Origin of the sequence: Winogradskyella sp. SM1960 (genome assembly GCF_020179375.1) — a bacterium.
GTDB lineage: Bacteria > Bacteroidota > Bacteroidia > Flavobacteriales > Flavobacteriaceae > Winogradskyella > Winogradskyella marina.
Genome location: NZ_JAICBG010000014.1, coordinates 1 through 8,124 on the forward strand (window position 1 = coordinate 1; position 8,124 = coordinate 8,124).

Genomic DNA, 8,124 nt, shown 5'->3' on the forward strand with positions numbered 1-8,124 from the left:
CGGAATATTCTCAGGTCCGTAAAAGTTTGCTAAATTAGCTACCAAACCACGCAACTAATCATACACAAACACGTTGTGATTAATATTGCCGACTTTCGGTCACCCACCAAACATTGTAGCTTTCTTCGAGGTCGTTTAAGTTTCTAAAAATTATGTGATTTAAAAATCGACGAAGGAAGATTTTAAAAGCGCCAAACTGTTCGATTGAAATCGTTGAGAGCGCGCTCTCAGAACGTTTGAAAACGTTAAACAGTTTGTCTGAAGTTATTGAAAAAAATTGAGAAAGTCAAGTTTATTACATTATTTAACACATTCAACAACCTGACTTATAGCGTGTTATGATGGTTTTTTTTTCAGTAACTCATAATTTTTAGAAATTTAATTAACAAGGATTCGAAGAAAGATTTTATTTTAAAACAAGCCATATATCGGTATATAACCAATTTTAAAACAAAACAATGTTTGGTGGCTGGACAGGTTATGTAGCGTCGTCAATACTACGTATTTCAGGAACTTATAGTAGCTTAAAAAGCTAAATCGTATATTGAAACTGGAATATCATAACTGACAAAAAAATAAAAATACTAAACACAACAGCGCATATAAAAAATAGCTTAGCCATTGATAAGATCTATTTTTTTTGTTTCTTTATAGAAGATATTTAAATCCGAAAAGCAGTTGATCATTTAGACGCTACTTTTCATATACGTACACCGTTGTGGTGCATATCTCAGCTGTACGAAAAACAGCCTATTTATTAAAATTATAACTTAGGAAATAGAATGATTCAAGCAAAACATTGTGATTTATGCGAATATCCACAAAGAGATTTAAAGAATGGATTGACTTGCGGTATAACAAATAAAAAACCTGATTTTAAAGAAGTTTGCCCTGATATTCTTTTGGATAAAAAATTTCAACAAAAATTAGAAAATATAAACTTTGAACTGGATAAAATAAAAAAAACCAAAAACAAGGAATATCTGACATTTTACATTCTAATTATTATCGGATTTTTACTCATAATTGGAAATAAATATTACGCTAATATCAGTCAAACAGAATTGTACTCTTGGAGATTTAGAGCAAGTGCGATTGGAGTTGGAATCACAATTTTAATAAGTGCTTATTTCAAACTAAACAGATTTCGAACAAAACTTAAAGCTGTAAAATTTAAGAAGAATAAAATTGATTCAGTATTAAGAAAATATAAAATTAGTTATAAAATGAATTTTGACTATAGGGAGAAAATTCACGGAAATCAAAATATTGAAATTATAACAGAATATAAAAATTGGAAAACAAAACGCACCACAACACCGTGTATAATTAATTGCTAGGTTCTTGCCTACTTGCGAATATTCCTGCGGAATATTCACAGGTCCGTAAAAGTTTGCTAAATTAGCTACCAAACCACGCAACTAATCATACACAAACACGTTGGCAAACATTTTGTGAGTGTCAACAATTTAAAGGCTTTCACTAAGTTCTGTCATTAAATAATTACTCTGGAATTTAAAGCCGAATCTTAAAAAGTATTACGGTCGATTTTTATACTCTTACGGAATATTACGCACGAAAATTGGCTTGCCCAACTTCTGATCATTGCATCAATATTATCGTAATCCTCAACTTTTGGCTGATAAGCGGAATGTCAAATCGTACGGCTGAACTGTTCGCAATGTTATCAATCCAATTTTAGTTGTTTAAACGAATCGACTGTGATTTCCCAAAATTTCGGTTGAATAAAATAAATGATTTTCTTTGCGAAAAGGCGGAATTATAATTCGGAGATTTTTTTTTGATTTTTAAGTAAAGTATAAATTTTGACAAACAAAAGCCTGCGGAAACATAACGTGATAATATAATGGCTGAATAATAAAAAACGATTTGCCAACAATGTATATAATTTATAGCTGCTTCTAGCCTACTTACGAAAAACCTCACGGTTTTTCTATTTCGATAATTATTTGCTAACTTACTCGCTTAAAACACGCTACAAATCATATACGAGACCGTTGTAAAACATTAAAAAAATCTATGAACAGAATTTTAAGCCTATTAATTTGTACATTTTTAATAACCTCTTGCGGAAATAAACGTGAAGGAGAACAAAAGACAGGACTACTATCGAATTTTATAAATATAACAGACAATGAAAATGCTGGAGTAGATGAAATTCTTGGTTTTTATGGTGGACAAGTTGAGTATTCAATAGGTGCTTCTGCATCGACTAAAGATGGAAGTAAAAAATACTTTAAACTAAAAATTAGCCAAAGTGATGCAATTGAAAAACTTGCCGATAAAATGGAAATGCCAGCTTCAAATATTGCGTATCTTTTTTACAGAAACTTGAAAGAAGAAATACAAAACTATGATGAAATTCATTCAGTAATTACCTTTGTTGATGGAACTGAAAAAACATTTGAATATTCTACTAAACAGTTAGGAACTGTGCATAGTCGAATGAAAACTGTTAATAAAGTTGTCGAATTGATTAACTCTAATGATTTCCAAACATTAAAATCTATGCTAAATAACGAATTTGTAGAATTCGATAAAGAAGAGATAATTACTAATTTGGAGAATATGAATCCCAAATTTGGAAAAGTAATAGAATTTAACCCTTATGGATTTAGAATTAACAAGACAAAAAGCGGAATAGAAATTTTACATGTTTCTGGAGCAATGATTCGTGAATTACAAAACAATGCGTTTAGTGTTGACTTAAAACTAAATTCAGAAAAAGAAGAAATATTTTTGATACAGTATAAATTATAATTGAATAAAAAACGTTTTACAACACCGTGTATAATTAATTGCTTGGTTCGTGCCTACTTACGAAAATACTCACGTATTTTCTATTCGGTTTTTATTTGCTAACTTACTCGTTAAACCACGCAACTAACCATACACAAACACGTTGTAAGTAATGCGGAAATTGTGCTAAAATTGAACATTTGAATTAGAAAAGCCAACCGCACAAACAGCACATTTGGTTTTTTGCCGAAACATAAGCCAACTCTGAAAAAACCAAAAGAGCTGTTTTCTGCCAACGCACAACCAAGTGAGGAAAACCGTAATCTGAATTAAAAAAAAAGTACGTATTTTGAACATCTGAAAATCAACCAAAAAAAATATGGAGATAACCGAAAAGCTACTGATTGAATTACAAAACCGACTAAAAGTTGGTAGCCGAAGAGGAGTACATTTAAATGCAATTCCAGCTCGTTCAAGGTACAAGTTTGACCTAACACGATTATCTCATATTGATGAAAACCTTCCTGCAAATTTTATTAATGCATTATTAACCGAATTACCTTTAAAATTTAAAATTAGCTGGAAAGATAATGTACCCGATTTGAATTCACTTTTTGAAGATGACCAAACACAATTGGTAAAAATCACAAAGTCTTTTGAAAATCTTATCAATCAAACTGATGCAATAGAATCAGAAAAAGGAATCAATACATTTGGTTTTGGTTTTCCAATACTTGTAAGACGCGACCAATCAGATAACAAATTAACTGTTGCCCCTATTTTAATTTGGTCATTAAAAATTAGAAGAACAAAAGAATTTAATACTTGGGAAATACTAAGAACAGAAGATGACCCAATTTATATCAATGAGGTTTTAATAAATCATTTACAAAATGATTCCAAAATTGAGATTAACCAAATTTCAACAGATTTTTTAGATGACGGTTTAATTGATAAAAGTGAACTTTTAGATATTTGTGTAAATATCATAGAATCAATAAACAGTTCTATTCCAAATGACCTTCGTGAAACATTTGAGAAAAAGCTGAAACAAATAAAATCTATTCCAGACAAAAAACATTACGAAAAGCTACCATTAACATCTAATAATTCATTTATAGATTTTGGTGGACTTTTTTCAATTTTCGAAGTTCAGAAGCAAAATATTATTCGCGATTATGGCAATTTATTAGAGTTAAAAGGTGCTACAATTGACCTTGAAGATATGGAACAACACACTTTTCAACCAATATCATCAGTTGAAACTGACCCATCACAACAAGGAATTTTACATTCTTTGAAGGCATCTAGAAATATCTTGATTCAAGGACCACCAGGAACAGGAAAAAGTCAATCGCTTACAGCTATTTTAGTAAATGCTTTAGAAAATCAGAAAAAAACAATTGTTGTTTGTGAAAAACGAACAGCTTTAGAAGTGCTACACAATGCACTAAATGAAAAAGGTCTTAATTATCAATGCGTTTTGCTTAAAGACATTGTTAAAGACAGAAGAGTTGCAGTTGATTCTGTAAGAGACAGAGTCGATAATTCCTCATATCGTAGATATAGATATACTCATTCCAAAGAAACTTTAGACAATATAATAGAAAAGTCAAAGAACCTAATTGATTCAATAAATAAGAAACACAAAAAATTAGGAACAAATTTAGTCGGAAATAAAAATTGGACTCACGTTGTTGGTTCACTTTTATCTGAATTAAAAGACAATTCCGAAGAATATAATCTTGATATAGCAAAAGACAAATTCAGTTATGAATCATCTGAACTAAATCAATTGTTAGAACTAATAAGAAAAGGACAGAATTTATATGACGAGTTTAGACCTCATTCAAACCTTTCTTTTATTAACGCTGTAAAATTAGTTGGAGACAATCCATTTATTATAGAACAACAGATTGAAGAAGATTTTACAATCTATAAAAAAGAGTTAAAAATCATATTAGATGACATTTCAAGCTATGAAGTAGAATATTATAAAATTAGAAATGAGCAATTTAATTTGCAAAAAAACTTAATTACTGATATTGAAAATTCTATTCAAAACATCCTAACAAAATACGAAGTAAACAACGATTTTTTTGATGAAGAAAAAACAAATGGATTTTTATTTAAAACTATTTCAATCTTTTCAAAAGAAAAGAAAACTATACTTACTGACCAACAAACAATAAATACACTTTTTCAAGAATATTCCTCTAAAATTAATCAAAGTAAGGACTTTGATAGTATAGATTTCTCTAAATCAATTAAAGAGAATCAAGATACTATTAAAGATTACAAGTTAATTATTGAGAGAATTGATAAAGAATTTAAAGAAAAGATAGAAAATGAATACAAATCCTTAAATTTAATTAAATCAACTGAAAAGGAATTTGACACAAAACTACTACAAACAATAAAAACAAATTTCAGTAATTTAAAAGCTAAAATAGAAGAACAAAATTGGACAAACAAAGAACTAAATGGAGATTCTCACAACGTTTTAAGTTCTCAAATTCAGACTATATTAGATTCAAAAGAACAATTTTTCGCAAATGAAAATGACCTTTTTTCTATTGAGTTTAAGTGGTTTCAATTTTACAATTCATTATCAACAAATAATAAACTAATCATTGACCAATTAAGGGAAAAAACAAATTGGAGAAAAACATTTTTAATATTCTATCTTAATTCTATGCTTGTAAATTCTGCGAACACAGATTTACCAACAAATGACAACGACCATATTGAATTAGGAAAATCTTTGTCTGAACTTGAAAAGGAACAGATTAAATACATTAAAGAATACTGGTTCTCAAAACAAATAGATGCAACCAGAGATTTTGACAATAAGAATCCAAATTTAGCTGTCGAAAATCTATACAATAAAAGAGCAGGTAAAAGACATAAACGATTATCATTGCGAGAAATTGTAAAGTTGGATATGGATTTATTCACAACCTTTTTTCCCATAATTCTAACAACACCAGACGTAGCAAGTAATCTGTTTAAAGGCAAAAATCAATATTTTGATATTGTTATGTTTGACGAAGCAAGTCAATTAAAATTAGAAGATAATTTACCTGCACTTTTAAAAGGGAAACAAATTATCATTGCTGGAGATGAACACCAAATGCCACCTTCAAATTATTTCAGCAAAGTATTTGACGGTTTGATTGATGATGAAGATGAATTTGAAGACGAAATAGATAAAATTAAAAACGATATAAGCAATTCACTTTCTGATTGTGAATCACTTCTTGATTTTGCATCAGAATTAGGTTTTGAGAAAAAACATTTAGACTTTCATTATCGTTCAAGACATCCTTACCTAATTGATTATTCAAATTATGCCTTTTATAATCAAAGATTAAAACCTCTACCAAACAGTTTTGATTACATTCCAATTAATTATGTTCCGGTAAATGGCACATATTCCGACACTTCAAATGACGCAGAAGCTGAAACAATTCTGTCTATTATTGATAACAATATTTCAAGACTACCAAACGGAGAATACCCAACAGTTGGAGTAGCAACTTTTAACATCAATCAAAGAAACCTAATTTTAGGAAAGATTAATGAAAGAAGAAAATTTGAAAAATATAGAAACTTTAATGACAAAATAGTTGAACTAGAAGAAAACGGATTTTTTGTCAAAAATTTAGAAAATATTCAAGGAGACGAAAGAGATGTAATTATTCTATCAACTACTTATGGAATTAATAAAGAAGGAAAATTTGCACAAAGATTTGGCTCAATAAATCATCAAAAAGGATACAAACTTTTAAATGTTATTGTTACAAGAGCAAAATACAAAGTATATGTATGTACTTCAATCCCTGAAGACGTATTTTTAAATTACAAAGAACATTTAATAAATGAAGGTTCAAACAACAGAAGAGGAGCTTTATATGCCTATTTAGCATATTCAAAAGCTGTTAGTGAACAAGATAATGAAGCAAGAATTTCTGTCTTAAATACACTTGCAGAAAATTCTACAAAAAGCACTACAATTGACAACTTAAATGAAGACCTTGAATCACCATTCGAGGAAGAAGTTTATGAAGCTCTAACCGAACATTTTGACGAAAAAAATATAATTCCTCAACTTCAATTTGCAGGATTTAGAATTGATATGGTTTACGACACAAAGCATATTGGACTTCCAAAAATTGCAATAGAATGTGATGGTGCAGCTTATCATTCAAGTCAAGAAGCATATTTGCACGATAGTCACAGACAAAAGATTCTTGAAGGACACGGTTTTGTATTTCATAGAATATGGAGTACAAACTGGTGGAGAAATCCAAAAAAGGAAACAAAGAAACTAGTTGAATTTATAAAAAGTATCGAAAACAGTAGTCCATCAATTTTTGAAGACAAATCAAAAACAAGTCTAGCATTTACAGATAATATTACCATTATTGAAAATGAGCTTTCTAAAGTTTCACCAAACCTTAAGAAGGATTTAAAAGAAACCATTGAAGCTGTTAGTAAAAAAAAAGATGTTCAAACGACATTATTTAAAGAAACCATTACCGTTAATAGTAAAGTCAAAGTAAAATATTTGAATATTGATAAAGATTTAAAAGTTCATTTAGTGGACCAAGTTGTGTCTAAACTTGAAAAATCAAATGGAATTCAAAAAATAAATATAAAAACACCATTAGGAGTTGCTTTAAACGGAAAATCTGTTGGAGATACTGTGAAAATTGGTGGATTAGATAAGTACGTTAGAATATTAGAAATAAAAAAATGAGTAACGAAATTATAATGAATATAGAAGATGTCTTTTCTATAACAGGAAAAGGTACAGTTGTATTAGGACAAATACAATGTGATGGAATAGCAATTGATGAATCGATAATAATAGACCCAGAATTTTTACCGGAGTTCGAGTCAAAAATAATAGGAATTGAATCATTTAATAAAAAAAGAAAGGTAGCAAACCACGGTGATTATGTTGGCTTAACCTTAAAAGATGTGGATAAAAAACAAATTAAGAAAAAAATGAAAATTTATAAGTCCAACGCTTAAAGCCATACACATTTGCAATTCGCTACAGCCAACACTAAAGTCCAAAATTGCAAAAGAGTATGTCTTGCCAACGCTAACATTTGAACTAAATAAGAAAAATTGGAAAACCAAGCAAAACGTGAAAAGCACTACTTACAACACCGTGTATAATTAATTGCTAGGTTCTTCCATACTTGCGAATATTCCTGCGGAATATTCACAGGTTCGTAAAAGTTTGCTAACTTAGTTGCTTAACCACGCAACTAACCATACACAAACACGTTAGCAGCAAGCAGTCACGTTTTGCTAACAGCTTTCTTAATCCAAGAGTTTTTTATTTCTACT

At 29.4% G+C, this 8,124-nt stretch carries 4 protein-coding genes; all 4 read left to right on the forward strand.

The genetic code is table 11. The features are described from left to right. Positions 1–782 precede the first annotated feature (782 nt). The 4 genes from K1X16_RS17360 to K1X16_RS17375 all read left to right on the forward strand — a co-directional run bounded on the left by K1X16_RS17360 (position 783) and on the right by K1X16_RS17375 (position 7,800). Entirely contained in the window at positions 783–1,340 is a 558-nt protein-coding gene (locus tag K1X16_RS17360; protein WP_225037343.1) for a hypothetical protein, read from the forward strand. A 700-nt stretch (positions 1,341–2,040) separates the two neighbouring features. Then, positions 2,041–2,781: a hypothetical protein gene (locus tag K1X16_RS17365; RefSeq protein ID WP_225037344.1), complete on the forward strand. Its 741-nt coding sequence runs from the start codon at positions 2,041–2,043 to the stop codon at positions 2,779–2,781. Between the two features lie 358 nt (positions 2,782–3,139). Beyond that, positions 3,140–7,522, forward strand: coding sequence for an AAA domain-containing protein (locus tag K1X16_RS17370; RefSeq protein WP_225037345.1), 4,383 nt, complete (start codon positions 3,140–3,142; stop codon positions 7,520–7,522). Further along, on the forward strand, positions 7,519–7,800 hold the full coding sequence (locus tag K1X16_RS17375) for a hypothetical protein (protein WP_225037346.1): 282 nt from the start codon (positions 7,519–7,521) through the stop codon (positions 7,798–7,800). The genes K1X16_RS17370 and K1X16_RS17375 overlap by 4 nt, the downstream gene beginning before the upstream one ends. Positions 7,801–8,124 lie beyond the last annotated feature (324 nt).

Bases quoted from the DNA above. Each gene is read 5' to 3' on its own strand.
- K1X16_RS17360 (WP_225037343.1), top strand. From the start codon at position 783: ATGATTCAAGCAAAACATTGTGATTTATGCGAATATCCACAAAGAGAT.
- K1X16_RS17365 (WP_225037344.1), top strand. From the start codon at position 2,041: ATGAACAGAATTTTAAGCCTATTAATTTGTACATTTTTAATAACCTCT.
- K1X16_RS17370 (WP_225037345.1), top strand. From the start codon at position 3,140: ATGGAGATAACCGAAAAGCTACTGATTGAATTACAAAACCGACTAAAA.
- K1X16_RS17375 (WP_225037346.1), top strand. From the start codon at position 7,519: ATGAGTAACGAAATTATAATGAATATAGAAGATGTCTTTTCTATAACA.